Origin of the sequence: Promicromonospora kroppenstedtii DSM 19349 (assembly GCF_000515355.1) — a bacterium.
Classification (GTDB): domain Bacteria; phylum Actinomycetota; class Actinomycetes; order Actinomycetales; family Cellulomonadaceae; genus Promicromonospora; species Promicromonospora kroppenstedtii.
In genome coordinates this window covers 10,269-11,440 of sequence record NZ_KI911701.1, presented here as the reverse complement: position 1 = coordinate 11,440, position 1,172 = coordinate 10,269, and the positions used below count along the sequence as shown (strand labels likewise).

Here is a 1,172-nt window from a genome sequence, read left to right as displayed (position 1 = left end):
CGGTCGGTGGCGGCGGCAGCGGGCGCGACGCCGACCTGTGACGCGGGGTTGCGGACGGCCTCCGCCTCGGCCGTGTCCTGCTCGCCCAGCCGGGCGCGCATCGCGACAGCGACCGCGCGGACGAAGTCGTTCTCGTGCTCCTGCGCCTCCCGGAACACCTTGGCTCCCGAGGCCATCTCCTTGAAGAACTGGATCGCCCCGGGCTGCCCGTCGGCGAGAGTCGCGCCCTTCAGCACGGCACCCGGCGCGTCCAGGATCTGGTCGAGCTCGTCATCGGTGAAGTCGGACAGGTTCGTCATGCGCACGCTCTCTGTTGGTGTCGAGTCCTCGGGCAACGCATCAACATACTGTGCGGTTCCCCTGCCGTGCGCCCCCTTCTCGCAGGTCAGGCGACAGGGCAGGCACCCGGTCAGTCCCGCACGGCCGCGGCGTAGCGCGCACCCATCTCCCGCGTGGCCGCGAGCAGCTCGGGCGGCCCCACCACCTCGAAGGGCACACCGAAGACGCCGAACCGGCCCGCCAGCCCGGCCCAGGACCACGATCCGAGCACCACGCGGCACCGGGGCTCGCCGGCGACGTCCGGCAGCGGCTCGCACAGCCCGTAGGTGCCGACCCAGGGAGCGAGATCGGCGGCGCGCGCGTGCAGCACCGCCTCGCCTCGCACCGGTGAGCGCGAGCCGCTGATCCGGGAGCCCACGAAGGCGGCGACGTCGCCCCCGGGCACCTCCCGCCGGACGAACCGCGGGCCGGTGCCCGAGCGCAGCGTGAGGCGGTCCACCCGGAACAGCCGCCAGTCGTCGCGGTCCAGGTCGAACGCGACCAGGTACCAGCGCCCCTCGGAGGTGACCAGGTGGTGCGGCTCGACCCGGCGCGGCGGCCGGAACGCGGCGTCGCCCTCCCCGACGGTGGCCATGGTGCCGCCCTCGTAGTCGAACCGGACGACCTCGCGCGCCTGGCACGCGGAGCCGAGCGACAGCAGCAGGTCGGGGTCCACCTCCGGTTCCGCGGGCCCGGTCCGACGCCGCACCGTGGTCACCTCGAGCGCGTCCAGGCGCGCCCGCAGCCGGGCCGGCATGACCTGCCGGATGGTCGCCAGGGCCCGCAGCGCGCCCTCCTCGGCTCCGGGAATGGCGCCGGTGCGCAGCGCGACGGCGACGGCGACCGCCTGCTCG

1 protein-coding gene and 1 pseudogene are annotated in these 1,172 nt (G+C 75.0%); both read right to left on the bottom strand.

Going from position 1 to position 1,172, the window contains the following annotated elements:
• Nucleotides 1–299 (bottom strand): annotated as a pseudogene (locus tag PROKR_RS35370) (hypothetical protein); the annotation flags it as partial.
• Nucleotides 300–409: 110 nt separating this feature from the next.
• On the bottom strand, nt 410–1,172 hold a 763-nt coding region (locus PROKR_RS18375; protein WP_036965519.1), incomplete at its 5' end, for a helix-turn-helix transcriptional regulator.